23 protein-coding genes and 2 pseudogenes are annotated in these 25,502 nt (G+C 64.4%); 2 read left to right on the top strand and 23 right to left on the bottom strand.

What is annotated here, in order from left to right:
• Positions 1 to 147: 147 nt before the first annotated feature.
• The 19 genes and pseudogenes from BMZ79_RS02455 to BMZ79_RS02370 all read right to left on the bottom strand — a co-directional run bounded on the left by BMZ79_RS02455 (position 148) and on the right by BMZ79_RS02370 (position 17,449).
• Positions 148 to 351: a copper ion binding protein gene (locus tag BMZ79_RS02455; RefSeq protein ID WP_090636228.1), complete on the bottom strand. Its 204-nt coding sequence runs from the start codon at positions 349 to 351 to the stop codon at positions 148 to 150.
• A 17-nt stretch (positions 352 to 368) separates the two neighbouring features.
• Entirely contained in the window at positions 369 to 701 is a 333-nt protein-coding gene (locus tag BMZ79_RS02450; protein WP_090636226.1) for a metal-sensitive transcriptional regulator, read from the bottom strand.
• A 126-nt stretch (positions 702 to 827) separates the two neighbouring features.
• Positions 828 to 1,586, bottom strand: a complete 759-nt coding sequence (locus BMZ79_RS02445) for a hypothetical protein (RefSeq protein WP_256252516.1) — start codon at positions 1,584 to 1,586, stop codon at positions 828 to 830.
• A 55-nt stretch (positions 1,587 to 1,641) separates the two neighbouring features.
• Entirely contained in the window at positions 1,642 to 2,364 is a 723-nt protein-coding gene (locus tag BMZ79_RS02440) for an alpha/beta hydrolase family protein (protein ID WP_090636224.1), read from the bottom strand.
• 99 nt (positions 2,365 to 2,463) lie between these two features.
• Entirely contained in the window at positions 2,464 to 2,961 is a 498-nt protein-coding gene (locus tag BMZ79_RS02435; protein WP_090636223.1) for a hypothetical protein, read from the bottom strand.
• A gap of 64 nt (positions 2,962 to 3,025) precedes the next feature.
• The gene (locus BMZ79_RS34970) at positions 3,026 to 4,027 is read right to left on the bottom strand and encodes an ATP-binding cassette domain-containing protein (RefSeq protein ID WP_256252515.1); all 1,002 of its coding nucleotides are present in this window, start codon (positions 4,025 to 4,027) and stop codon (positions 3,026 to 3,028) included.
• Positions 4,028 to 4,151: 124 nt separating this feature from the next.
• Positions 4,152 to 4,727 (bottom strand): annotated as a pseudogene (locus BMZ79_RS34965) (ATP-binding cassette domain-containing protein); the annotation flags it as partial.
• A gap of 548 nt (positions 4,728 to 5,275) precedes the next feature.
• Positions 5,276 to 5,710 (bottom strand): hypothetical protein, encoded by a 435-nt coding sequence (locus BMZ79_RS02425; RefSeq protein ID WP_090636221.1) that lies wholly within the window; start codon positions 5,708 to 5,710, stop codon positions 5,276 to 5,278.
• 138 nt (positions 5,711 to 5,848) lie between these two features.
• Positions 5,849 to 6,124, bottom strand: coding sequence for a YqkE family protein (locus tag BMZ79_RS02420; RefSeq protein ID WP_090636220.1), 276 nt, complete (start codon positions 6,122 to 6,124; stop codon positions 5,849 to 5,851).
• Between the two features lie 68 nt (positions 6,125 to 6,192).
• Positions 6,193 to 7,218 (bottom strand): HoxN/HupN/NixA family nickel/cobalt transporter, encoded by a 1,026-nt coding sequence (locus BMZ79_RS02415; RefSeq protein WP_090636218.1) that lies wholly within the window; start codon positions 7,216 to 7,218, stop codon positions 6,193 to 6,195.
• Between the two features lie 140 nt (positions 7,219 to 7,358).
• Positions 7,359 to 8,780: a sulfatase family protein gene (locus tag BMZ79_RS02410; protein WP_143088868.1), complete on the bottom strand. Its 1,422-nt coding sequence runs from the start codon at positions 8,778 to 8,780 to the stop codon at positions 7,359 to 7,361.
• A gap of 20 nt (positions 8,781 to 8,800) precedes the next feature.
• On the bottom strand, positions 8,801 to 9,685 hold the full coding sequence (locus BMZ79_RS02405; protein ID WP_090636215.1) for an AraC family transcriptional regulator: 885 nt from the start codon (positions 9,683 to 9,685) through the stop codon (positions 8,801 to 8,803).
• A gap of 55 nt (positions 9,686 to 9,740) precedes the next feature.
• On the bottom strand, positions 9,741 to 11,165 hold the full coding sequence (locus tag BMZ79_RS02400; protein WP_090636213.1) for a sulfatase family protein: 1,425 nt from the start codon (positions 11,163 to 11,165) through the stop codon (positions 9,741 to 9,743).
• A gap of 1 nt (position 11,166) precedes the next feature.
• Complete coding sequence (cysC, locus tag BMZ79_RS02395) at positions 11,167 to 11,751, bottom strand: adenylyl-sulfate kinase (RefSeq protein WP_090636211.1); 585 nt, start codon at positions 11,749 to 11,751, stop codon at positions 11,167 to 11,169.
• Positions 11,752 to 11,753: 2 nt separating this feature from the next.
• Positions 11,754 to 12,752 (bottom strand): Gfo/Idh/MocA family protein, encoded by a 999-nt coding sequence (locus tag BMZ79_RS02390; RefSeq protein ID WP_090636210.1) that lies wholly within the window; start codon positions 12,750 to 12,752, stop codon positions 11,754 to 11,756.
• Positions 12,745 to 14,178: a sulfatase family protein gene (locus BMZ79_RS02385; RefSeq protein ID WP_090636208.1), complete on the bottom strand. Its 1,434-nt coding sequence runs from the start codon at positions 14,176 to 14,178 to the stop codon at positions 12,745 to 12,747. The genes BMZ79_RS02390 and BMZ79_RS02385 overlap by 8 nt, the downstream gene beginning before the upstream one ends.
• 22 nt (positions 14,179 to 14,200) lie before the next feature.
• Positions 14,201 to 15,004 (bottom strand): sugar phosphate isomerase/epimerase family protein, encoded by an 804-nt coding sequence (locus tag BMZ79_RS02380; protein ID WP_090636206.1) that lies wholly within the window; start codon positions 15,002 to 15,004, stop codon positions 14,201 to 14,203.
• Between the two features lie 174 nt (positions 15,005 to 15,178).
• A complete protein-coding gene (locus BMZ79_RS02375) occupies positions 15,179 to 16,285 on the bottom strand; it encodes a Gfo/Idh/MocA family protein (RefSeq protein ID WP_177221971.1) in 1,107 nt (368 codons plus the stop codon).
• Positions 16,286 to 16,381: 96 nt separating this feature from the next.
• On the bottom strand, positions 16,382 to 17,449 hold the full coding sequence (locus tag BMZ79_RS02370) for a Gfo/Idh/MocA family protein (protein ID WP_177221969.1): 1,068 nt from the start codon (positions 17,447 to 17,449) through the stop codon (positions 16,382 to 16,384).
• Between the two features lie 282 nt (positions 17,450 to 17,731).
• On the opposite strand from BMZ79_RS02370, the gene BMZ79_RS34110 reads away from it, so the two are divergent.
• A complete protein-coding gene (locus BMZ79_RS34110; RefSeq protein ID WP_177221967.1) occupies positions 17,732 to 17,878 on the top strand; it encodes a hypothetical protein in 147 nt (48 codons plus the stop codon).
• A 140-nt stretch (positions 17,879 to 18,018) separates the two neighbouring features.
• Here BMZ79_RS34110 and BMZ79_RS02365 read toward each other — a convergent pair whose 3' ends face one another.
• The 4 genes and pseudogenes from BMZ79_RS02365 to BMZ79_RS02350 all read right to left on the bottom strand — a co-directional run bounded on the left by BMZ79_RS02365 (position 18,019) and on the right by BMZ79_RS02350 (position 23,433).
• Positions 18,019 to 19,422: an NAD-dependent malic enzyme gene (locus BMZ79_RS02365; protein WP_090636201.1), complete on the bottom strand. Its 1,404-nt coding sequence runs from the start codon at positions 19,420 to 19,422 to the stop codon at positions 18,019 to 18,021.
• A gap of 1 nt (position 19,423) precedes the next feature.
• A pseudogene (locus tag BMZ79_RS02360) lies at positions 19,424 to 20,672 on the bottom strand (Glu/Leu/Phe/Val dehydrogenase).
• A gap of 240 nt (positions 20,673 to 20,912) precedes the next feature.
• The gene (gene pruA, locus BMZ79_RS02355; protein WP_090636200.1) at positions 20,913 to 22,487 is read right to left on the bottom strand and encodes an L-glutamate gamma-semialdehyde dehydrogenase; all 1,575 of its coding nucleotides are present in this window, start codon (positions 22,485 to 22,487) and stop codon (positions 20,913 to 20,915) included.
• Between the two features lie 31 nt (positions 22,488 to 22,518).
• A complete protein-coding gene (locus tag BMZ79_RS02350) occupies positions 22,519 to 23,433 on the bottom strand; it encodes a proline dehydrogenase family protein (protein ID WP_090636198.1) in 915 nt (304 codons plus the stop codon).
• Between the two features lie 215 nt (positions 23,434 to 23,648).
• Here BMZ79_RS02350 and BMZ79_RS02345 point away from each other — a divergent pair, with 215 nt between their 5' ends.
• Positions 23,649 to 25,484 carry a sigma-54 interaction domain-containing protein gene (locus BMZ79_RS02345; RefSeq protein ID WP_090636197.1) on the top strand — a complete coding sequence of 612 codons (1,836 nt, stop codon included), beginning with the start codon at positions 23,649 to 23,651 and terminating at the stop codon, positions 25,482 to 25,484.
• Positions 25,485 to 25,502: the final 18 nt, after the last annotated feature.

Below are 25,502 nucleotides of genomic sequence, written 5' to 3'. Positions count from 1 at the left end.
GTTCACCTCGCTATTGCGACTTCTTGTCTAATTTGCGTATCCATCGTTCCTTGCGCCATTCTTCATCACAATACCCTCTGGGGGTATATTTGAAGCCAAAAAAGGGGCGCCGGAACCGGCGCGGGAAGGGGCCGCCCGGCAGCCCCGTTACTTCGCGACGTCGTAGCCTTGGTCTTCGATCGCTTCCTTGATCGCGGCCAGCGACACTTTGGCGTCGTCGTATTCGACGGCGACGGAACCGGAAGCCAGATCGACCTTCCCGGCGGCGCCGGCTTTCGCCACCGCGCCTTCCACGGCTTGCACGCAGTGATTGCAGGACATGCCTTCGACTTTCAACGTAACGGATTGCATGGATAATCGCTCCTCGCTTATTTGATTAATTTATTCATCGTGCTCATGAGTTCCTTGACGACGTCGTGATCGCCTTCCTGAATGCGCTCGATGACGCAGCTGTTCAAGTGATGCTCCAGCAGCAGCTTCCCCACGCTGTTCAAGGCCGACTGGACCGCCGCGATCTGGTTCAGCACGTCGTCGCAATAGGTGTCCCGCTCGATCATGCCCTTCAGCCCGCGGATTTGGCCCTCGATGCGGTTCAGGCGGGAAGTCAAATTGCTCTTCGCCTTGTCGGAATGATGGCTCTTCCGCTCCGCGCCGCCCGTATGGCAGTGTTCCCCAAGGTCGTTAGGATCGGTTTGTTCCATCGTCCCGCCTCCTTTGCTTTTATCATACAATACCCCCCTAGAGTATATCAAGAGGGTCATGAACATTTTTTTCGCGGCGGCGACGCCGAGCGGCCCGGCTTCCCGTTTCGAAGCCAGGCCTCGCGTCTACTTCGCGCGTGTTTCGAAGAAGGCCGCGATCCGGCGCTCCAGCTCTTCTCTTCCGCGTTCGAATTGCAGCCGCCGATGCCCGTTCGCGCCGGACGGATGCGGGAATCCCCACAGCACGCGGCGTTCGTCGATCCGGCGTTCGTCCGCCAGCCGCCTGAACATCTCTTCCACCGTCCGGCCGAGCGGGACGATCAAAGGCGGACCGTCGAACAGCCCAAGCTCGCTCGACATCGCTTCTTTCGCCATTCGCCGCAGCGGCTCGCACCGAGATAAGCCGGGCCGGTGGCCGTCGTAATTGCGGCCGCCGACGAATGCCGGATACCGCAGCAGCGACGTCGTATGCAGCAGCGAGTCGTCTTCCTCGAACAGGCTTCGGGCGTCGGGGAGCCCGGCATGCGCGGACAGCCTCAGCTCGTCCAGCATGCCCAGCAGGTTGTCGCGCATCGGGCCGGCGAACCGCGCCGCCCGCTTCGCTTTCCTGCATGCCGCTTCCGGCGAATCGCCTTCCGCGATCGCCCGTTTCGCCGTTCTGATCGCGATTTCCATCTGCCGCCAACCCGGCGTGATGCCGACGATCATGACGCGCGCCTGCGGATTGACGATCTCGTTATGCGGCGCGTAGTACACCTCGATCGGCCCTTCCCGGGCGACGAGGAGCTCCGGCACGAGCAGGTCGCCGGGTTCGTAGCTTTCGCGCGGCGGCAAAGCCGCGATGGCGGCCGCGTACCGGCTGTACAATGGCTGCGCGATCCACATGCCGTAATCTTCCCTTCCCGCGCCGCCCCGCGAAGCACAGCAAGCCGCGGCCCGCTCACAGCAGGTTCGCCGTGAATTCCAGCTCGCGCGCGACGCGCTCCCAAATCATGTCGGTAATCATGCGCAGATTCGAGCCCCGTTCCGGATGCACGAACGGTGCTTCCTTGCGAAAGTAATGCTGATGGCCGCCGATCGTCGCGATCGGCAGGATATGCATCGGCGCGTATTTGCGGCGGTTCCAGTACGGTAAGCCGTACCGGCTGCGGCTGAATCCTCCCCAGCTGCCGATGCGCGTAATGAAATCGGCGCATTCGCCCTTCTCGTTGACCGCGACGACGTAATGCACCTTGCCGGCATGCTCCTTCCGGATCGGCAGCCGGGGCGAGCCGACCTGCACGACGCGCCAATCCGGAATCGTGCCGTCCCGGCTGAGCAGCACCGCCGTCTGGTAGGCGGCGACCCCGCCGCCGCTGTGCCCGATGAACAGGACGGGACGCCCGGACGACAGCTGGCGCACCTGATCGGCCACCGCCCTGGCCCCGATCTGCACCGACTTGCCGAGCCGCGACAGATCGCCGCGGACTTTCAGCAGCTGGCGGTAAAAATTTTGCGTATGGTCGCCGTACGGATACAGCTCGCGGATGCGCGGGATTTTCCCGGATTCCGCGTAACGACGCTGCAAGTCCTTCACGCATTCCGCGAAGATCGTCCGCGACGAACCGACGCCGGCCATGAAATAAATATCCCATTCGAACATCGCTTCTGCCTGCATGCCCATCACCGTCCCGTTGGATCGCCGAATGCTGGCCGGTTCGGCGTTTCATGCCCCTTAGTATGCGGCGATGAATACGGTCACATGCACGGTTGCAAACGGTTACTACATCGTATTCTGGGCGTTCCTTCTGCGTTTCTGGATTTCGTGCATGCCGAGGATGACCGCGACCCATTCGTACGCTCCGACGGCGTCGTCGTACGTTGCGAGGGCGTAGGCCGACGCTTCGAAGAAGCCGCTGACCTTGACAAATTCCGCGGCCGGATTCCCGCTCTCGTCCGCGATCCGGTACTCCTGCGAGAACGCGCCCGCTTCGATCTCGTATACCCCCCGGCCGTATGCCTCGTATTCGAAGCGCTTCGTCAGGAACGACATGCGCGCCCGCAGCTGGCCGACGCTCTCGCCCGAAGGGCCGGATACGCCCCACTTGCCCGACAGCAGCGGGAATCCGCCGCTGTGCGCCAACGAACCGTCCGCGCCGTAGACGTCGAGCCCGGAGCCGAGCAGGCTGCGCAGGTCGACCTCCCCCGCCCGCTCGCCCGCGCCGTTCATGATTTCCGTCACGCCGGCGTTGAAGAAGTTATCGCGAAAATACAGTTTCAAACGCACCGCCTCCTCTAGGGCTCCATACGCTGGCCGCCGCGGGAAAGGTTCAGGTCCGAAAGGTTCAGGTCCGGCCCAGCTCCCGCTTCTTGGCGATCTGCTCGGCGAGCTCCGCGTCCAGCTTGGCGTAGTCGGCGTCCGCCGGCTTCAGCTTGCCGATCTCCCCCAGCAAATACGAGATGCGCGTCGTGACCAGCAGCAGCTCCTCCTCCCGCCGCCGCTCCTCCGCCTGCTTGGACGCCTTCCGGGCTTGCTCATCCTCGCGCGACCCGCGTTCGCCGACGGCTTGCGGACGAGCGTCCGCGTCCCTGTCCGTTCGGCGCTCCGCATACGCCCGGTACCCGCTCTCCCGCCTCCGGACGGCGCCGTCCTCGATGACCAGCAGCTTGCCGCAAAGCTTCTCGATCAAGTAACGGTCGTGGGACACGATAATCAGCGTACCCGCGTAAGTGCCGAGCGTATCCTCGAGCCGCTCGCGGCTCGCCAGGTCCAGATGGTTCGTCGGCTCGTCGAGCACGAGCACGTCCTGTTCCTGCAGGATGAGCTGCGCCAGCTTGATCCGCGTCCGCTCGCCCAGGCTTAGCTGATGCATCGGCTTGGTCAGCATCGCTTCGTCGAAGCCCATGTTGGCAAGCAGCGTTCTTGCTTTGCCGACCTCGGTCCGAAGCGCGAAGGCATCTCCGAGCAGCTCGAGCACCGTGCGGCTGCCATCGAGGTCGTTCACGTCCTGCGTCAGGTAGGCGATGCGGGCCGTGGGCGTGACCCACAGACGGCCCTCGTCGACGGACGCGCGGCCGAGCAGCATGTCGATCAGCGTCGTCTTGCCCGCGCCGTTCGGCCCGATCAGGCCGATCTTCTCGCCGCGCCGGACGTAGAAGGAGCTGTCCGCGAACAGTTGCCGCTCGCCGAACCGCTTGCCGATGCGGGAAGCCTCGATGATTCGGCGGCCGCGCTTGGCGGGATCGTCCCAGCCGAAGGCGACCGTCGCTTCTTCCTTCGGCTTCTTGACGCCCTCGCGTTCGATCTTCTCCAGCCGATGCAGCCGCGACTTGATCTGTTGGTCCATGCGCTTCGCTTTGCCACCGGTAGAACTCCTTGAAGCCGCCCCGGGCCGCGGCCGTCTTGGCGGAATCCCGGTGCGCCTTGGCGGACCAGTTCTTGAGCCGCGCGATTTCCGCTTCGATCTTGCGCTCCTGCTTCCGTTGCTCCTCGTAGCGGTGCAGCCGGCTCGCCGCGCGGCGCGCCTTCTCCTCCCGGTAAAACGTATAATTGCCGGGATATTCGGCAGACTCGCCGTCTTGCAGCTCGATGATCCGGTCGACCGTCGCGTCGAGGAAATACCGGTCGTGCGAGATGACGATCGTTGCGCCCGCGAACGTCCGGAGCTCGCCGATCAGCCAATCGACGCCTTGGAAATCCAAATGGTTCGTCGGCTCGTCGAGCAGCAGGATATCCGGCTTCGTCGACCAGATCTCCGCGAGCGCCAGCTTCGTCTTCTCGCCGCCGCTCAAGCCTTCGAGCCGGCCGGCGCCCCAGTCCTTCACGTTCTTCAGGCCAAGCCGGCTCGACACCTCCAGAAACCGCCGGTTCTCCGGGGCTGCTTCCGTCTCGTCCGTCAAACCGCCGAACGCGTGAACCGTGAACGAGGTCGACTGGCGCAAATACCCGATGCGCAGACCGGGCGCGTGATGGGTCAGCTTGCCGCCGTCCGGCCGCAGCGCGCCGAAGATCAGGTTCGCGAGCGTCGTCTTCCCGGCCCCGTTCATCCCGACGAAGCCGATCCGTTCCCCTTTCGCGATATCCGCGCTCACGCGGTCCAGGACGGCCTTGTCGCCGAAATGCTTTCGTAATTCGCGTATCGTCATCAATGTCATTGCGCATCACCGCTCCGTTTGGTTAGTCGAATGGCTGGCGTGGGCGATGAGTTTCGAAGTCGCGGCTGAGCGGGCCGGCGGCGCAAAAAAAAAGCCGCGGGGCTCCTGCCCGCGGCTGCTGTCGTCGAAATCGGATGCGTCCGAATAAGAATGACCGTACGGAAACGCCGCGCCGAACAAAAGCCGGCATGCGGCGACCGCCAGATCAGCGGAACGCCAAAATAAGCGTGCTTCCCGCAGGAGTCATTCCAGTTAGACACACGTAACCCATTCCGCTTCGCGCCGGGCAAAGCCTCTCTGACCGTTCTATTCGAAAATCATGAACGACAGGGAATTAGGTCCACATGATGGCTAAATGGATACCTCCGATACGGTTAAGTTAAGGTTATTATAGCACGATACGGCATTGAACTTGCAAGTCCAGGTAAAAAGCCGCTTCGTCAGTCGGAATAGCCCGTGAAGTTGAAGCTTTCCGGGCCGACGCGGAACGTGCCGAGCGCCGTGACTTGAACGAAGACGGAATACGCCACGTTGGCGATGTTCGGCGCGTTGAAGTCCGAGCCGGAGAACGAGATGAGCTGCGGGCCGAGCAGGCTGAGGTTCAGGTTGGTCGAAGCGGAGAACACGTTCAAATCCCCGGCGGTCAGTCCTCTCGTTACGAACACCGTCACGTTCGTCGCGACCGGGAGCAGCGGCAGCTGAATCGCGATAACGCCCGCGAATTCGACGCGCGTCAGCGTAGCCGTGCCGCCCGAAAGATCCAGCGTTTGCTGCGCGACCAGGTTCGGAGTGTTGATGACCGAGATCGGGATGGAGATCGAGTTGGCGTAGCTGGCATTCTGGGACGTTTTGGAATCTAGCAGTCTGGCAGGCATAGTTATCACCTCCTTACGCTACTAGATTATGCAAGAGGTCTTCCAGTGATTGGATAAAACGGAAAGGCGCTTTCACAAAAAAACGAAGAAATCCCTTTCCGCCTAAACGGAAAGGGATTAATCCCGGACGGCCGGCGCTCAGCCTTTGTTCGACCGCCAGTCCATTTTGCTGTTGTTCAGCAAGTATTCGAAATCGTTGTCGAGCCGCTTCTGCTCCGCTTTGCGGGCTTCCTCCTGCTGTTTCCGGAGGTCTTCCTGCCGCTTCTCTTCCGCGGATTTCAAGTCCTGCGCCGTCGCCTTCAGCTTGTCGAGCACGTCGGGACGAAGCAGGTCCTTCAGCGTCGCCGCCTTCTCTTCCTTCGCCTGCGCGTTCGATTGCGCGGAGGCCGGGCGATATTTGTCTTTCTTGGCCATGCGATCACCTCGATTATTTCCCATCATTATAGCAGGCGCATCGGATGCCTGCCAAGCGGCGAAGGCCGTCAGCCGGCGAAATCGGTCCGTTCCTCGAACTTCTTCGCCTTCCAGACAGCGGCCGACACGAGCCAAGCCAGCGCGAACAGGCCGACGAGGACATAGCCGAGATCGCCCAGCTCGATGCCGTTCACCCAAGCCGCGAACGGTCCTTGGAGCCGCAGCCGCTCCGACAGGATTTGCAGGATTTCCACCCCGCCGATCAGCAGCGCGGATACGACCGACACGGCCGTCACCGTGACGTTGTAATAGATTTTGCGCAGCGGCGTGTTAAACGCCCAGCGATAGGCCTTCGCCATGAACATGCCGTCGGCCGTGTCGAGCAGGCTCATGCCCGCGGCGAACAGCACCGGCAGCGCCAGGATGCCGAGCACCGATGCCGAGCTTTTCGCGGCGCCGGCGGAGAGCGCCATCAGGCCGACCTCCGTCGCCGTGTCGAAGCCGAGGCCGAACAGAAAGCCGAGCGGGTATGCGTGCCAGCTGCGGCCGATCAGGCGAAACAGCGGCCGGAACAGCCGGGCGAACAGGCCGCGCGACTCCAGCAGCCGCTCCAGCTCCTCGCCGCTCTGGCCGCCGGCGCGCATGCGGCGGAAGATTCCGTACAGGTTGAGCAGGATCATGAAGTTCAACATGCCGATCAGCAGGAGGAAGATGCCGGAGACCGAGGTGCCGATGAGGCCGCCGGCATCCTGCAGCGCGGGCAGGTTCGTTTGGATCCATTTGACCGAACACGCCACGGCGAGCACCATGAGGAACACGACCGACGAATGCCCGAGCGAGAAATAAAAGCCGACGCCGAGCGGGCTTCGCCGCTCCTGCACGAGCTTGCGCACCGTGTTGTCGATGGCGGCGATATGGTCCGCGTCGAAGGCGTGGCGCATGCCGAGCGCGTACGCCAGCAGGCCGAGGCTCCAGAACGCGGCGTCTACCCGCGCGGCGTACGCGAGGGCGGCAAGACCCAGCGCGTGCAGCGCCAGGACGACGGCGACGTACCCGGACCATGATTTGCGGCTTGTCCAGAGCTGCTTGAACATGCTTGGCCTCCTCGATCATGTCACTTAAGCTGACATGAATAGTGTGAGTCCATTATATAAGCAACGCCCGGAAAAAGCTACGCCGAACCGCGCCGCCAACGAAAAAGACCGTCCGCAAGGAACGGTCCCCGGCTCGGGCTTCACGTCCGACCGTCCGCGATCGCCCCGTCCAGCAGCTGCCGGCGGGTCCACATATTCGCGACCGCCGGGTCCTCGTCGGCGCGCAGCTGCTCGTACAGCCGCTTGCGCAGCTCCGCGACGAGTCCGCGGTGCGCCTCCTCCGCGATCAGGTTGACGAGCTCCGCCCCGTCGCGCTCCAGGTCGTACAGTTCGTCCACGTCGGTCAAGTTCCAGACGTATTTCCAGGACGGCGTCCGGATCATGCGCTGCGTATACAAACCGAACTGCTGCCCGTTGTACGACGCTACGACGGCGTCGCGCCACCCGGCGGGCGGCGAGCCGTCCGGCGATGCCAGCAGCGGCGCGAGCGACCTCCCCTGGAACGGGCGGTCCGGCGTCGCCTCGACGCCCGCCAGCTCGAGCACCGTCGGCGCCAGGTCGAGCAGGTTGTACGCGAATGCGCCGCTTCGCGTCCCCGTCCGCTCCGCGCCCGGAAGGCGGATCATGAGCGGCACGCGGACGACGTCGTCGTACAGAATGTAATGCTTGTCGATCATCCGGTGCGAGCCGCACATGTCGCCGTGATCCGCGGTGAAGATCACGACCGTGTCGTTCGCGGCGCCGGACCGCTCGAGCGCGTCCAGCACCCGGCCGACCGCCTCGTCGAGCTGGCTGATGATTCCGTAATACCGGGCGACGATCGGCGCCCAATCCCGCCATTCGTAATCCTGCAAGCCCCAGCTGTACGGCTGCTGCCGCTGAATGTACGGCTTGCCGGCGAACGTCTCGCGGAAGCCGTCCCATTCCGGCACCTCCGCCGGATCGTACAGGTCGGCGAAGCGGCCCGACGGCCGGCAGGGCAGATGCGGCTCCGCGAAATGCAGCGCCAGATGCCACGGCTTATCCTCCGCGCCGAGCCGCTCCATCGTTTCGATCGCCCGCGCGGCGAACCAATGCGTCCCGGCGTCCTCGACCGGAATCGGGTTCGTCTCGCCCAAGAATCCGTTGGCGTACGTCACGTCCGGGTACTTGCCCTTGCGGAAATCGGCATACTCGTGCTCGCCGACGTAGGCATCGTAGCCGAACGCCGTCGGATCGCGATCGGGATTGACGCCCCATTTGCCGAGGAACGCGGTCGCGTACCCGGCCTCCCGGAGCGCCTTCGTCCACGTGAACTGCTCCGGCTGCAGGCAGCCGACCGGCAGGAACGCGTCGTAATTCCACAGCGCGCCGAACGTCTCCGGCCGCCGGCCGTGCAGCATCGACTGCCTGGCCGGCCCGCAGACCGGGATATGGGAATAGGCCTGCGCGAACAGGAAGCTCTGTTCGGCAAGCCGGTCGAGACGGGGCGTACGGACGGGATAGCGGCCGCTGCTGCCGAGGCAATCGTAACGCAGCTGATCGGCCGTGATCAGCAAAATATTCGGCTTGCGGTCGTTCACGCGAAGCAGCTCCTTTCTTCTCAACCCGTCGAGCGGTAATGGCTCGGCGAGCAGCCGACGTGGCGCGCGAACAGCCGGTTGAAGAACGATTGGTCCTCGTAGCCGACCATCGTCGCCACGACGATGACCTTCTCGTCCGTCTCGAGCAGGAGATGCTTCGCCCGTTCGATGCGGATCTCGTGCAGCACCTCGAAGACGCTGCGGTCGTATTCCTCGCGCATGAGCCGGTTCAGCTGCCGGATGCTCGCGTTGAACAGCGAGGCCAGCGACTGGAGCGTGATCTTCTTCTCGTAATTGCGTTCCAGGTAGCCGTGGATCCGCTTGGCGGTCATCTCCCGCTCCAGCTGGCGGGGCGACGGATGCGCGCGCTGCTGCTGCAGTAGCGAATAATACCGGGAGAGCAGCACGAGCAGCTCGATCAGCCGCAGCCGGATGATCGTCTTGTGCCCGGACGGGCGGCCGTTCATCTCGCGGATCATGCCTTCGAGCAGCGCTAGCACGTGCGACGCTTCCTGGCCGTTCAGGTTCACGCGGTGGTTGAACCGCACGTCGTGCGTCAGGAACGGATGCACGTAGAAGTAGTCCATCGAATTCGTGATTTCAAGCTCGGTCAAGAGCGCGTCCGGAATGAAGGACGGCATGAACAGGCAGTTGATGATCTCCATCTGCTCCCCGGGCTCGACCGCGTACGCGTGCGTCTCCCCCGGGTTGATGATGAACACGTCCCCGGCCTGGATGTCGTAACGCGAGCCTTGGAACAAATGCCGGCCGTTGCCGCGCACGACGAAGACCAGCTCGACGAACTCGTGGCCGTGCTCGTCGATGCTGCCTTGGACCGTGCGCGTGATCCAGAACGGAAACTCCGACTTCATGTAGTGGTTGCTGCTCAGGATCGCTTCTCTCATGCGTGACCCACCCTTACGCTCAGTCTGTCCTGCACGGTCTGCCCGTACGGTCGGTTTACCGGTGCTGCTTCCCGGCGGCCGCGCGGTCGAACAGCGCGCGGTCCGGATTGCGCCGCCATGCGTCCCACGTCATGCCGGCGCCGTTCAAGATCTGCTCGATGCGCCGGCGGAACGGCAGCCCGCGGCGCTCGAGCTGCTCCGTCATCGGATCGGGCCGCCCGGCAAGCTTCTTCGCGACGAACGCGTTCAGTTGGCTCTCGAGGGCGTCCGCGATATCGGGCCGCGCGTCCGCCAGGTTCGCGGTCTCGTGCGGATCCTCCTGCAGGTCGTACAGCTCGCACGGCGGCCGGCGGAACGGCCCCGCGTCGTACGTCGCGATGAACTTGTAGCGGTCGTTGCGGATGCCGCGGGCCGCCTGCCAAGCGCATTCGCTGAGATAGATCGTCTCGCGCGTGCCCGCCGCGCGGCCCTCGATGGCCGGCCACAGGCTGCGCCCGTCGAGGCCTTCGGGATCCGCGAGCCGTGCCGCGTCGATGCCCGCCGGCGATTCCCGGCGGACCGCCTCGAGCAGGGTCGGCAGCAGATCCGCCTGCTGCACGAGGCCAGGCACCCGGCGGCCCGGCGCGATCCGCCCCGGCCAGCGCAGAATGACCGGCACGTGGACCGTCGGCTCGTACAGGCCGCAATGGTCCCAATAGATATCGTGCTCCGTCAAGCTTTCGCCGTGGTCGCCGAACAGCACGAGGAGCGTGTCTTCCCGTATGCCTAGCTTCGCCAAATGGTCGTCGAGTTCCTTCAAGCGATCGTCCAAATACCGGATTTCGGCGTCGTACAGCGCGTCGTAGTACGCGGTGTCCGTGACGTTGCCGACCAAATCGTAATGGTGGTGCTTGAAGAACGGGTACGCCGCATGGTTGTAGGCCGGCTCCATGCTCGCGTTCGACGGATCGTACGGATCCCGCCCGGCCTCGTAAAATTCCGGCACGTACGACGCCGGCGGCAAATACGGCGTGTGCGCGTCCCAGTAGTGCAGGAACAGGAAGAAGGATTCGTCCTTGTGCTGCTCCAGCCACGGCATCGCGAGCTCGTTGACTTTCATTCCGTCGATCCAGCGGTTGCCGCCGACCGAATTGATGTAATGGTTGTAGCCGCGGGCGAACCATTCCTTCAGCTGATACAGATTGTCGACCGCCCCGGTCGTGAAGCCGGCGGCGCGCAGCAGGTTCGGCAGCCACTCCACCGACTTCGGCAGATGGGTCAGGTCGGAGCCGTGCGAGATCACGCCGGTCGTCAGGCCGATCTTGCCCGTGAACACGCCCGTATGGGCCACCTCCGTCGGAATGTCCGCCGCGTAGGCCCGCTCGAACAGGACGCCGTCCCGCGCGATCGCGTCCAGATGCGGACTGGTCCGCTTGCCGTAGCCGTACCCGCTTAGCCGCGACGCCCTCAGCGTGTCGAGGGAGACGAGGATGATCTTCATCCTAGATCACTTCCTTCCCGGCCGGAGGCTGGAAACGGTGCTTTCGGTCGAGGTACGCCAGCACGGTGCGGACGTTCTCCTCGAGCGGCACGCTCGCCGTGTTCAACGTAAGCTGCGGGTCCTGCGGCGCTTCGTACGGATCGGATATGCCCGTGAAGCGGCCGATTTCGCCGGCGCGGGCTTTGGCGTAGAGCCCTTTCACGTCCCGCTGCTCGCAGACGTGCAGCGGGCAATCGACGTAGATCTCGACGAAGCCCGGTATGCGCTCTCTCGCGTAATCCCGCATGGCCCGGTACGGGCTGATGGCCGATACCAGCACGTCGACGCCGTTGCGCGCCAGCAGGTTCGCGACGTAGGCGATGCGCGTCACGTTCTCGAACCGGTCCTCCATGCTGAAGCCGAGTCCCTTGCAGATTCCGGCCCGCAGCTCGTCGCCGTCCAGCAGCTCGACCCGCCGCCCGCGCTCGCGCAATTGCCGTTCGACGGCGGCCGCCGTCGTCGTCTTGCCGGCGCCCGACAAGCCGGTGAACCATAATACCGCGCCCTGACTGTTGTACATGTGAACTCTCTCCTTCTCCTGCAGCATCCCTACGAAGGGACTGTAACGGGAGCGCCGCCGAGCCGCTGCGATTGAATGGCGGCCTCGATGACCTCTTGCGCCGCAAGCGCGTCCGCGCCCGATGCCGTGATGTCCGCCGGCTTCACGCCGGCCTGAAGCTCTTCGATGAAGCGGTTGATGCGATGCTCGAACGTGTCGTCGAACCCTTTCATGCCCCCGAAGAGCGGATTGCGCACGACCGTCAGCTCGTCGCTGTCGTGGGGGTAATACGTCATGCTCTCGTAGACGTTGTCGACGACGATCCGGCCCTGATGGCCCGCCACCTCGCAATATTCGATCGGATGCCGCATCGACATGTCGTAGCTGCCGGTCAGATGGCCGACGGCGCCCGAGGCGAATTCCATGTTGACGGACACCGTCGACCACGAACTGCGTCCCGGCGCCTTGGTCATGAACGCCTGCACCCGCTTGATATCGCCCGCGAAATACCGCATGACGTCGATGGAATGCGGATGCAGCGCGCGCATGTGCAGCCACTCCGTGTCCTCCTGCGGATTTTGGATGGTCAGCCGCATGTTGAGGAACAGCAGGGAGCCGAGCTTGCCGGCGTCCACGAGCGCCTTGGCCTTGTGCGCCGCCGGCGTGAACCGGTGGTTCAGGTTGCAGGCGAGCGGGAGGTTCCGCTCCCGGGCGAACGCGACCATCCGGCGCGCTTCCTCGATATCGTTGGAAATCGGCTTCTCCACGAACACGGCTTTGCCCGCTTCCAACGCGATCATCGCCGGCTCGTAGTGATGGCTGCCCTTCTCGACGCCGGCCGTCGCGACGATCACGACGTCGACGCGCTCCCGCGCCAGCAGCTCGCGCAAATCCGTGTATGCCGGCACGGCGTGGAGGCGGCCCGCCGCCTCCGCCCGCTCCGGCATCAGGTCGCACACCGCGGCCAGCGCCGTGCCGGGATGATTCTTGTACGCCTGGCAGTGGATCTTGCCGATATGGTTGACGCCGACGACCGCGACGTTAATCATTGCCGACCGTCTCTTTCTCCTGCTCCTTCTCTTTCTCCTTGTCCTTCGCCTGCAGCGAGCGGGCGTTGACGATCGAGCCGATGTAGAGCGAATTATAGGCCTCTTCCGAGGACGCGAACTGCTTGTTCTGGCCGTGCCAGTTCGTGTTCGTGTAGATCGGGTTCGTCCGGTTCACTTCGCCCTCGCGCTTGCCGATGTAGTCCAGCATGCGGCCGCGCAGGAATTCCACGACCTCGGGCTCCTGCTCCGCCACGTTCGCGTTCTCCTCCGGATCGCGGATCAGGTTGTACAGCTCGACCGCCGGCTTGCCGTGGAAGTCCGGCTCGAGCGCGACGATGAGCTTCCATTCCGGCGTCCGCCAGCCGTGCTTGCGCATCCAGGTGCACTCCGTGATGTACAGCTCGGTCCGCTCCGCGGCGGGATCGGTCTCGCCGTACATGAGCGGCACGAGGTTTTGGCCGTCGTACGGATCGCCGTTCTCCACGCCGAGCAGGCTCAGCACGGTCGGCATGATGTCCGCGATGACGCTGACGCTCCCGACGCGCTTGCCGGCGGGCACGCGGCCCGGAAATTTGAAGATCAGCGGCACGACGAGCGTGCAATCGTACAGGCCGTGGTGGTCGAAGAAGCAGTCGTGCTCGTACAGCGTCTCGCCGTGATCGGCCGTGATGACGACCAGCGTCTCGTCCTCGATGCCCATGTCCTGCAGCTTCGTGAACAGCGCCTGCATGCAGGCGTCCATATACGCCACGGCGCCGTCGTACTGCGCGGTCACGTATTCATGGTCGGTGACGTCTTCGCCGATCCACGATTTCAGGAAATCGCCGAACGGCTTGAAGCCGAAGACCGGCTCCATCGACGGATTCGCCGGATCCTTCTCGTCCTTGCCGTAGAACATCCGGTCGAACGGCAGCGGCGGCAAGTACGGCGAATGCGGATCCATATGGCGCAGGAACAGGAAGAACGGCTTGTCGTCGGCCGCGAGGCGTTCCAGTTCCGGGATCGCGACGTCGTTCAGGTTCTCCGCCTTCGGCGTGCGGCCGGTCGTCTCGTCCGGCACCCACGATTCGTAGTTCAAGTACGTCTGGAAGCCGCGGGACGACGGGTTGCCGGTGAAGCCGACGCAGGTCGTATTGTAGCCGTTCTCCTCCAGCACCTCGGCGAGCGTCTTCACGTGGCCGCCGAGCGGACCCTCGTGGCGCAGCGCCACGACGTCCGTGCCGAAGACGTCGCGCCCCGTCAGCATGGAAGCGTAGGCCGGCGTCGTCGGAATGCTGGGGCTGAAATGCTGCTCGAACAGCGCGCCCTCGGACGCGAGCTTGTCGATGTACGGCGTCGTCAGCCTCCCGTAGCCGTAACCGCTCATATGGTCGCGGCGCAGGCTGTCGATGCCGAACAGGATCAGATTCGGTTTTTTGGCGGACATGATTGTTCCTCCTTGGCGGCGCTTAGCGCGCTCCTAATTGTTTGAGGCAGGCGTTCAGGTACCCGTAGGATTCGGCCGCGACGGCCGTCACCTGTTCGATCGCGTGCTCCGGCGACGCGCCGATCACTTCCAGCACGACCGGACCGTCGTAGCCGGCCCGCACCATCGCCGCGCAGTAGCCGTACAGGTCGATGTCGCCGCGGCCGCATGCCTGCAGCTGAATCGGGCCCGGACCCTGCTCGCGTCCCTTGCAGTCGCGGATGTGGATATGCTTCACGCGTTCGATGACGGCCGGCAGCGCTTCTTCGGCGTTCTCGCCGGAGCGGTGCACGTGGCTCGGATCCATGTCGATGCCGAACGCCGGCGAGGCGATCCGCTCCATGGCCGCGAGCGTCGTCGGCGTGTTGTAGATCGCGTTGCCCACGTGCGCTTTCACGCACAGCGTGATGCCGTGCGACGCCGCGATGTCGGACAGGCGCGCCAGGTTCGCGATGGACGCGTCGAGGTCCGCCTCGACGCCGGATTTGCCGCCCGGCCCGACGTTGACGACGGGGATGCCGATCGCGGCCGCCGCTTGGAACGCCGGGATCAGACGCTCGTCGGCGAGAGACGCGACTTCCATGGACAGGAATTTCAGCCCGTGCTCGCGGACGATCGCCTGCAGCTCTTCCTTCTGCTCCTCCCAGCGGCTCAGGTCCAGATGCTCGCACATGCCCTGGATGGCGGAAATTTCGACGCCGTCGTAGCCGCAGGCCGCGATCAGGCGGGCCGCCTCGGCGAAATCGTAGTTCTTGAACAGGACGGAGTTGACGCCTAATGAAATCATGAACGGATGACCTCCTGGAAATGGGGATGGAAATGGAGATGGAAATCGAAATCGAAATGAAAATGAAAATTGAAATGCGGTTTCGGAGCTGTCTCCGGTCGCTTGCCCCGCCTTGCGGGCCGAGCCGGGCGAGCGGCGCCGCGAAGCGCTCCCGCCCTTGCCGGCCGGCGAAGCTTAGCGCATGAACAGCGGATCGCCGTGCAGCGGCGGCAGCGGATTCGGACGGACGAGCTCGCCGCCCCGTTCGTACGATTCGATGACCGCGAACGTGTATTCCAGCACGGCCAGCGCGTCGCGGCCGTTGGCGCGAAGCTGGTCGCGCGGCACGCCCGCCGACACGTCCTCGAGGAACGCGCGCAGCCGGTTGTTGAAGGTGCGGTCGAAGTTCGTCGTGCCGAAGTCCGTCACTTCCGGCTCCGGCTGCTTGCTGATCGCCGGAATGCCCTTCTCGGCGCGCCAGTAGGACACCTTCTCGACGCAGTTCTCGATGCAGAACGTTCCCTTGGAGCCGGCCATCTCGAGGCTCCACCAGCCGCCGAGGCCGTACGCCGCGTCGCCGCGCTGGCTGAGCAGGTAGCCGACGCCGCCGTTCGCGAATTTCATGTGGATGCTGTTGATCGAGACCATGACGTCCCCGGCGCTGCGGCGGAAGCCCGGCCGGTCGGAGAACGTCTGGATGTGCGTGATGTCGCCGCAGAAGTGGCGGATGACGCTGAACGGATGCGTCAGGAACGCTTTCATGTGGAAGTACGGATGGCCTTTCACTTTCGGGCTGCCGGCCAGGCCGTAATTGTCCACCCCGCCGTTGAAGCCCATCTTGGCCATGCAGTACACGAGCTCGCCGATGTCGCCGTTGTCGACGTACTGCTTCGCCTTGGCCGCCGGCTCCGTGAAGTAGTGGTTCAGGTTGCAGCCGATGTAGACCTTCTGCTTCTCGGCGAACGCGACGAGCTCGCGCGCTTCGCGGACGTCATGGCAGATCGGCTTCTCGATGAGCACGTGCTTGCCGTAGCCGACCGCTTCCATCGCCGGCTCGAAATGCCAGCTCCCGTTGTCGATGCCGCCCGTCGTGATGTCGACGACCTCGATGTCCGGCTCGCGCTCGATCATGTCCTTCAGGCTGTAATACGCCTTGACCCCGTACTTCTCCGCGGCCGCGTCGGCGCGCTCCTTCACGACGTCGCACACCGCGACCAGGTCCGCCAGCTCCTCCTCTTGATAGCAGGCGGCATGCAAATTCCCGATTCCGTTCAATCCGACCAAACCGATTTTTACCGGCATTCTCGTCACTCCCATTCGTGGAATTGGATAGGGTTCAACTCGCAGTAACCGCTATTGCGTTACCAGGCAATTCTTGACCTTCGATTCAGCCCAAAGCTACACGTCATAAACGGCGGCGTCTTCGAGCGCCACCCGCCGGCCTTCCCGCGACGACACGTACGTCGCCAGCACCATGCGCAGGACCGTCCGGCCTTCCTCCGCCGTCGCGATCGGGCCGCGCTCGCCCCGCAGGAAAGCCGCCAGCGGCTCCGCGAGGCCGCGGATGCGCTCGTAATGGCCCGGCGGCGAGGCGATCCCGCTGTCCGCCCACGCGTTCGCTTCCGGATCGAACCGGCGGAGCCCCGCGCCGCCGTCCGGCCTTGGCGCGTTGGCGCTCGGCGCGTCGCCGTAATTCTGCACGACGGTGCCGCGTTCGGCGACGATCTCCGTCGTGTTCTGCGCCGCATGGCACGTGAACGAGCAGCAGATCTCGGCGACGGGGCCGCCGGGATAACGGAAGATCGCGATGCCGTTGTCGCTTGGGATGCGCGGATTGTACAGCGAGGCGATCTCCGCCGTGACGCTCTCCGGCTCGCCGAGCAGCCACAGGATGAAGTCGGCGGCATGCGACGCGTCGTCCGCCCAAATATCGCGGTTGCTGGCCGGATCGACGTGCCACGTATCCGCGAAGCCCGCGTTCAAGCCCGCGTTCAAGCCGTGGCGGCGGCGAACCATGAACGCTTGGCCCAAGGTGCCGTCCTGCAGCCACCGCTTCATCTGGACGTTCTGCGGATCGACCCGCATCTGCCAGGCGAGCGTGAACGGCACGCCGTGCCGCCGGACGGCGTCGACGATCCGGTCCGCTTCGGCCATCGTCAGCGCGATCGGCTTCTGCAGCACGATCGCTTTGCCGGCCGCGGCGGCGAGCTCGGCGAGCTCCGCGTGCCGCGACGTCTCCGCGGCGATGACGACCGCGCGGACGTCTTCCCGCGTGAGCAGCGCTCCCGCGTCCTCGTGCGCCACCGAGCCGTAAGCGTCGGCCGCCGCCCGAAGCCGCGCCGCGTCGTGATCCCAGCCCGCGACGACGCGGACGCCCAGCTCCGGACGCTTCGTCCATTCCTCGCAATAGGCGTTGACGTGTCCGTGGGCGAAGCCCAGAATGCCGACGCCGATCGTATCGTTCATAGGCAACCTCCGTAGCGTAGTGGCGGGCGAATGAAGCGTTCGTCGCTGCGATCGGCCTCGTGCGGGCCTCATCCGTCCGGGTGGAAAACGTTTTCTTCCCCCATCATAGCGGTCCCTCCGCGGCGTTTCATGGCGGATCGGGACAATGCGTTCTCCGATGCGGACCGTTTTTAGGGCGCCGCGCGCCCGGCTGAATGCGCGCTCCGCGCTTTGGGGCATTCTAGATAGGGCCGGCAGCCGTCGCGCAGGCCGGCTACGTCCGAGGAGTCAGGAGGGAACGACATGGGCCGTCATCAAGTTCCGGGCTTGCCCGGCAAAATGAGAGGCATGCGGGATCGCGACCGTCAAGCGGAGAACGACGTCGCCGGATCCACGGACCGCAACCGCAACCAGAAAGGCCATGTGCCGAACAGTCCGTCTACCGGCTGACCCGCACGATCCGAAGGCAACGCAAAAAACCGCCGTCCTCCCCGCAGGGGAAGGACGGCGGCTTGCTAAGCCGGCACGAATCGGCGGCGCCGCGAAGACGGCGGCCCGGCCGAAGGCGCATGGATGCGGTACCGGATGCCCTATCTGAAATCCGGCGGCGTCCGGCGCGCGACGTTCGTCAAAATCGCGGCCTCGATGACCGCCTTGCGTACATACGCCACGACTTTCTCGTTGAAGATGCTCGGAATGATGTATTGGTCGTTCAGTTCGTCCGCCGTCACGACGGAGGCGATCGCCCGCGCCGCGGCGAGCTTCATCGGCTCGTTGATCTCGCGCGCCCGGCAGTCGAGCGCCCCGCGGAACAGCCCCGGGAACACGAGCACGTTGTTGATCTGGTTCGGGAAATCGCTGCGGCCGGTCGCGAACACCGCGACATGGGGCAGCGCTTCTTCCGGCGAGATTTCCGGCTCGGGATTGGCCATCGCGAAGACGATCGCGCCCGGCTTCATCCGTTTCACGTCGTCCTGGTTCAGCAGCCGCGCGCGGGAGACGCCGATGAAGACGTCCGCGTCCGCGATCAGCTCCTTCAGCGTGCCGGGTACCGCTTCGACCTGCGGCTGGTCCGCGAGCCACTGCCACATCGGATACGGGTACGATCCGCCGCGGACGATCGCGCCTTCCCGGTCGATCGGGACGAGGTGGCGCACGCCGGCCCCGAGCAGCATTTTGCAGATCGAGACGCCCGCCGCGCCGATGCCGTTCACGACGACGCGGATGTTCTCCATCCGCTTGCCCACGACCTTGAGCGCGTTGATCAGCCCCGCGATCGTCACGACCGCGGTGCCGTGCTGGTCGTCGTGGAACACCGGAATGTCCAGCTCCGCGTTCAGCCGGGTCTCGATCTCGAAGCAGCGCGGCGAACCGATGTCCTCGAGGTTGATGCCGCCGAAGATCGGGCTGATCGTCTTGATCGTCCGGATGATCTCTTCCGTGTCCTTCGTGTCCAGGCAGATCGGGAACGCGTCCACGCCCGCGAGCTGCTTGAACAGCATCGCCTTGCCCTCCATGACCGGCGCCGCCGCGTGCGGCCCGATGTCGCCGAGGCCCAGCACCGCCGTGCCGTCCGTGACGACGGCGACCGTGTTGCGCTTGATCGTGAGCGAGTACGCCTTGCCGACGTCCTCCGCGATCGCGCGGCACACCTTCGCGACGCCCGGCGTGTATACCTTCGACAGATCGTCCCGGTTCTTGATCGGGAGCGTCGGCTGCACGGTGATCTTGCCGCCGAGATGGACGAGGAACGTCCGGTCGGATACGTTCACGACCTTGATTCCGTCCAAATTGCGCAGCGCCTCGACGACGGCCGTCTCCTTGTTGTCCTGCAGGTCCACGGTGATGTCGCGGGTCGACGCGTCGTGTCCCGGGCGAATGACGTCGATGGACGTGATGTCGCCCCCGGCGCGGCTGATCGTCGCCGCCACGTCGCCGAAGCTGACCTTCCTGTGATCCAGCTCCAGCCGGAAAATAATGCTCGTTTGCGCCATCCTACACCCAGCCTCTCCACCGGACGGCCTCGGCCATCCGTTTAAGTCCGACCATATACGCCGACAACCGCATGTCGGCTTTCTTCGCGACCGACGCGTCGTGCACGCTGCGGAACGCGTCGACGAGGATCTTGGTCAGCCGGTCGTTCACCTCGTCTTCGGTCCAATAATAGCCCTGATTATTTTGTACCCATTCGAAATACGACACAACCACGCCGCCGGCGCTCGCCAGCACGTCCGGGACGATCATGACGCCGCGCTGCGTGAGAATGTCCGTCGCGCCCGGGGTCGTCGGGCCGTTCGCCGCTTCCACGAGCAGCTTCGCCTTGATCAGATGGGCGTTTTCTTCCGTGATTTGATTCTCGATGGCGGCCGGAATTAGGATATCGCAATCCTGCACCAATAATTCCTGATTGGCGATCCGGTTCGGGAATAAATTGGTGATCGTGCCGAAGGAATCGCCGGTCGAGCAGCGAATCGACGTCGAGCCCGTTCGGATCGTACAGGGCGCCGACCGCGTCCGAGATGCCGACGATCGCCGCGCCGGCGTCGTGCAGGAATTTAGCCAGATAGCTACCAGCATTGCCGAAACCTTGAATAATAATGCGCGCGTTCGCGAGCGGAATGCCGAGCACGCCGGCCGCTTCCTTCAGCACGATCGTGACCCCGCGCGCGGTCGACGATTCGCGGCCGATCGAGCCGCCGAGGACGAGCGGCTTGCCCGTGATGAAGCCCGGGGAATCGAATTCGCGGATGCGGGAATACTCGTCCATCATCCACGCCATGATCTGGGAGTTGGTGAACACGTCGGGGGCCGGGATGTCCTTGGTCGGGCCGACGACTTGGCTGATCGCCCGCACGTAGCCGCGGCTCAGCCGCTCGAGCTCGCCGAACGACATCGTGCGCGGATCGCACTGGATGCCGCCTTTGCCGCCGCCGTACGGCAAGTTCGTGATGCCGCACTTGATGCTCATCCACATCGACAGCGCCTTCACTTCGTCCGCGGTGACGCCCGGATGGAAGCGGACGCCGCCCTTCGTCGGGCCGACCGCGTCGTTATGCTGCGCGCGGTAGCCGGTGAACACCTTGACCTTCCCGTCGTCCATCTTGACCGGAATGCGCACCGTGAGCAGGCGCAGCGGCTCCTTCAGCAGCTCGTAATACGACTCGTCGTAGCCGAGCTTCGCCAGCGCGTCCCCGATGACCTGCCGCGTACCGCCGAGCACGTCCAACTCCTCCTTGACCAACATATCCGTGATCCCCCTTGTAGGTTCGAACTCGAATTCGGCATGAGCTTCGTCCCGTGCTTGGTCCGTATCGTCGTCTTTGTCTGAATCGTCGTCTTGTTCGTTGGCTGGATCCTTCCGCATTGATCAGCGTCCGTTACGGGCGATGCCCCCATCATGGTCGGAGTCCGTTCGTGTCAGCGCTTCCATCGCCGGCGCGGAAAAGCGGCCCCCGTGCTTCGTCCGAAGAGCCGCGCAGCTTCCTTACGCTTTGCGGGACGTGAGCTTCGCCTGCGTGAAGAGCAGCAGGTAATCGTAGCCGCCGGCTTTGGAATCCGTGCCGGACATGTTGAAGCCGCCGAACGGATGCACGCCGACCAGCGCGCCGGTGCATTTGCGGTTGACGTACAGATTGCCGCAGTGGATGGTCTCGAGCGCTTCGGCGATCCGGTCCTCGTCGGCGGAGAAATACGAGCCGGTGAGGCCGAATTCCGTATCGTTGTACATGTCGATCGCTTCGCGCCAGTCCTTCGCCTTGGCGAGCGCCAGCACCGGCCCGAAAATCTCCTCCTGCATGATGCGGGCTTTCGGCGAGACGTCGCCGAACACGGTCGGCTGGATGTAATAGCCGTTCCCCGGCGCTTTGGCGCCGCCCGTCAGCAGCGTCCCTTCGCTCTTGCCGATTTCGATGTAATCGAGGATGCGGGCGTACGAGACGTTGTCGATGACGGGGCCCGAGGCGAAATTCAGCTCCGGCAGGCCGATCTGCAGCTGTTCCGTCAGCTTGACGACCCGCTCCGCGACCTCGTCGTAGACGGATTCCACGATGATGGCCCGGGAGCCGGCGGAGCACTTCTGGCCCTGGAAGCCGAACGCCGACGCCGCGATCGCGGCGGCCGCCGCGTCCAGATCGGCCGTCTCGTCGACGACGATGCCGTCCTTGCCGCCCATCTCGGCCACGACGCGCTTGATCCAGATTTGGCCCGGCGCCGTATCCGCCGCCAGCTTGTTGATGCGCAGCCCGACTTCCTTCGAACCGGTGAAGCTGACGAAGCGCGTCTTCGGATGCGTCGTCAGGAAGTCGCCGACTTCGGCGCCGCTGCCCGGAATGTAGTTGATGACGCCGGCGGGCAGGCCGACCTCCTCCATCAGCGCGACGAATTTATGGGCGATGACCGGCGTCGTCGAGGCCGGTTTCAGCAGGACGGCGTTGCCCGAGACGATCGCGGCCGTCGTCATGCCGACGCAGATCGCGAGCGGGAAGTTCCACGGCGGGATCACGACCCCGACGCCGAGCGGAATATACGTCAGCCGGTTGTCCTCGCCCGGAATCTTGGCGAGCGGCATCGTCTCGTCGATCGTGCTCAGGCGGATCATTTCGCGGGCGTAAAATTCCATGAAATCGATCGCCTCGGCCGTGTCCACGTCGGCCTCGACGTAATTCTTGCCGGATTCGAGCAGCATCAGCGCAGAGAATTCGTGCTTGCGTTCGCGCATCAGCCGCGCAGCCTTGAAGAGGTATTCGGCCCGTTCGCGCGCCGGCACCTTTTTCCACGTCTCGAACGCCGCGAGCGCGGCCTGCATCGCGCGTTCGGCGATTTCCCGGTCCGCCTTGCTGACGAAGCCGATGACTTCGTCGACGTTCCCCGGGTTGACCGACGTGATCTTCGCTTCCGTCTCGATCTTCTGGCCGCCGACCTTCAGCGGGTAATTGCGCCCCAGCTCGGATTTGACCTTCGCGATCGCTTCCTTCATCGCCTCGACGTTCTCCGGCTTGCCGAAATCCGTGAACGGTTCGTTCGCGTACGGTTCGATCTCGTTGATTGGGGTTGTCGTCATAGCCATTCTCCTCTCCCGCCCGGGAAGCTTGTTAGTTCAGCATGTTCTTCAGGACGAACCAGACGTTCGCGGGGCGTTCCGCCAGCCGCCGCATGAAATAACCGAACCAGTCGATGCCGTACGGCACGTAAACGCGGACGCGGTAGCCTTCGTCGGCGAGGCGCTTCTGCAGATCTTCCCGAATCCCGTACAGCATCTGAAACTCGAACGCGTCCCGGCCGATGCCGTGTTCTTCGACGAACGCTTTCGCGTAAGAAACGATCGCTTCGTCGTGGCTCGCTATGGCGGCGTAGTTGCCGTTCAAGAGATGCTGCCGGATGATCCGCTTCAGGTTCTCGTCGACGTCCTTCTTCTCGGGAAACGCGACGCTCGCCGGTTCCTTGTACGCCCCTTTCACGAGCCGCAGGTTCGCTTGAAGCGCGTTCAGCTCCCGCACGTCCTGCTCCGTCCGGTACAAATACGCTTGAAGCACGATGCCCACGTTGCCGTATTCCCGCCGCAGCTCGCGGTAAATATCGAGCGTGGCTTGGCAGTGCGCGTAATCCTCCATGTCGATGCGGACGAAATTGCCGTGCATCCGCGCGCGGTTCAGGATGCGCTTCATGTTGGCGACGCAAAGCTCGCGGTCGATGTCGAGGCCGAGCGACGTCATCTTCAGCGACAAGTTCGACCGGACGCCGGAATCCGCGATCGCGTCGAGCGTCCGCAAGCACATGTCCGCGGACTGCTCCGCTTCCTCCGCGCTGTACACGAACTCGCCGAGATGGTCGAGCGTGGCCATCCTTCCCTCGCCGTTCAGCTTGCGCACGGCGTCGATCGCCTGCCGGATCGTCTCGCCGGCGACGAAGCGGCCCGCGCCGAAGCGCAGGCCGTATTTCTTGGCCAGGCGATTCGCGGACCGGCTCTTGCCGAGCGTTTGGAACAGGTTTCTCAGAAGCAGGTCCATGCGGCAAACCTCCAGTGGTTTGTACATAGTTGTTCAATTTCTGACTATGATTATACACTCGTTCAGAGATATTGAACATATACCCGTCTAAAATAAATACTTATTCATGGAAGTGATCAATTATACACATTTGCGAAAAGCGCGCTTCGTTGAATCCGGACGCCTTTCATGGTAGATTACAGTCATACCTTACATAGATGCGGAGACGAACGAATATGTTCAACGTTGAACAACTTTCCCTGCAGGATTCCTTGACGACTGCCGGACCCGCCGCGACGATCGGCGAGCTGCTCCCGCTTCTGAAACGCGGGGAAGCCGTCGTCGTCCCGGACGGGCTCGGCGGGACGCGCGCCGCCCTCCTGCTGCCGCGCGACGCGGCTTTCCTGGAGACGGCCTTCTCCGGACGGCCGGCGGAGCCGGCGGCCTCGCTGCTGGCCGATTCGCCGTACCTCTCCCGCATCGTACGGCTCGAGCCCGCCCAATCGGCGGCCGACGCCGTCGCGGCCTTGGAAGCCGAACCGACTGGCGGCGGCCGGCCGCTGCTCGTGCGAAGCCCGGACGGCAGCTGGGCCGGCTATATCGAGTCGGACGCGCTGCTCGCCTTCGCGCTCGCCGAGAGACGGCGATGGCAGGCGTACTTCGCGACGCTGTCCGATACGGTCACGGACGCGGTCACGGTCGTGGACCGGAACGGCGAGGTCATCTGCTGGAATCCGGCGGCGGAGGACATTTACGACCTGCCGCGCGCGGATATCGTGGGGCGGCGCATCGGCGAGCATTTCGAGACGGAAACGCTCATGGTGCTCAAAATCCTCGACGAAGGGCGGCTCATCCGCAACGCCTACCACCGGCCGCGGGAAGGCACGCACGTGCTCATCAGCGCCTCGCCGGTCCGCGGCCCGGAAGGCGAGATCATCGGCGGCATCGCGGCCGAGCAGGACATTACGCAGCTCGTCAAGCTGAACGAGCAGCTCACGTCCGCGCATACCTTCTCCCATCAGCACAAGGCCGCCGATCCCGGGTTGTTCTCGTTCGCGAAAGGCCGGGGACTCGCGCTCGGCCGCGTCATGCAATGGGCGAAGAAAGTCGCCGCCGCGGACACGCCGGTGCTGCTGCTCGGCGAAAGCGGGACCGGCAAGGAGCAGCTGGCCCAAATCATCCACGGCTACAGTCCGCGCGCGAAAGAGGCGTTCCTGACCGCGAACTGCGGCATCGTGCCCGCCGGCCTGCTGGAGACCGAGCTGTTCGGCTTCCGGGGCGGCGCGTTCACCGGCAGCGAGGGCGGCCAGCCGGGCTTGCTGGAGCAGGCCAAGGACGGCACGCTGTTCATCAACGAAATCGACCGGATGCCGCCCGAGCTGCAGGCGAAGCTATACGGGTATCTGTCGCAGGAGACGTTCAGGCGCCTCGGCGGCAGCCGGCCGATCGCCGCCCGCGCGCGCATCGTCGCCGCGTCGACGGCCGACCTGGACGCGCTGGTGCGGGAAGGCGGCTTCCGCGCGGACCTGTATTACGCGCTGAACGTCGTGTCCGTCGCGCTGCCGCCGCTGCGCGAGCGGCGCGAAGACATCCCCGCGATGCTGCAGATGTACCTGAAGCAATTCTCGCTGCAGTACCGGAAGCCGCTTCCGGCGCTGTCGCCGGAAGTCATGCTCGCGTTCGCGAACTACGACTGGCCGGGCAATATTCTGGAGCTGCGCAACGTCGTCGAACGCTGCGTCATCCTGTGCGACGGCGACCTCATCGCGATGGAGCAGCTCCCTCCGGCGCTGCAGGCGCGTCAGCCGAGCCTCGAGGCGGAGCCGGCCGCCGTCACGGACCCCGGCCCGCTAGGCCCGCCGCCCGCCGTCGCGGCCGCCGCCGACGCCGCGGACGGCATCGCCGCCGCGGACCTCAAGCCGCTCAAGGCGAGCGCCGGCCCGTCGGAGGAGCTGCGGCTCATCCGCGACGCGCTCGCCCGGACGGCCGGCAACAAGAGCGCGGCCGCCAAGCGGCTCGGCATCTCCCGCGGCACGCTGTACAACAAGCTCAAGGAGCTCGGCCTCGAATAGATGCCATTACGAAAACAG

The organism is Paenibacillus sp. UNC496MF, assembly GCF_900113915.1.
Classification (GTDB): domain Bacteria; phylum Bacillota; class Bacilli; order Paenibacillales; family Paenibacillaceae; genus Paenibacillus_Z; species Paenibacillus_Z artemisiicola.
The sequence above is the reverse complement of the archived record's forward strand: the minus strand, read 5'-3'. Positions and strand labels throughout refer to the sequence as shown.